The sequence below is a fragment of the Mesorhizobium sp. M1A.T.Ca.IN.004.03.1.1 genome (assembly GCF_003997555.1).
Classification (GTDB): Bacteria; Pseudomonadota; Alphaproteobacteria; order Rhizobiales; family Rhizobiaceae; genus Mesorhizobium.
Genome location: NZ_RZTV01000115.1, coordinates 1 through 335, shown reverse-complemented (window position 1 = coordinate 335; position 335 = coordinate 1). Strand labels below are relative to the sequence as shown.

Below are 335 nucleotides of genomic sequence, written 5' to 3'. Positions count from 1 at the left end.
CTCGCCCAGATCACCGTCTCATGGGCGTTCTGGAAACGGCGGCCCTTGAAGTTCGGCATCGGATTGGTCTTGCGCCAGATGATGTCGTTCAGGATCCAGAAATTCAGATCCTGCAGCGTGGCGCCGACACGGAAGATATTGTGGTAGGAGCCGATCACCCAGATCGAGCCTGTCGGCTTCAGCACGCGGCGGCAAGCCAGCAGCCAGGCGCGGGTAAACGCCTCATGGGCCTCGAAGGAGGCGAACTGATCCCATTCGTCGTCGACCGCGTCGACCAGCGACTGGTCGGGACGGTGCAGCGTTCCGCCGAGCTGCAGATTATACGGCGGGTCGGC

At 62.4% G+C, this 335-nt stretch carries 1 protein-coding gene; it reads right to left on the bottom strand.

Going from position 1 to position 335, the window contains the following annotated elements; translation table 11 throughout:
- Nucleotides 1-335 (bottom strand): site-specific DNA-methyltransferase (locus tag EOD29_RS30945; protein WP_164763904.1); only part of this gene is annotated, 335 nt, incomplete at both ends.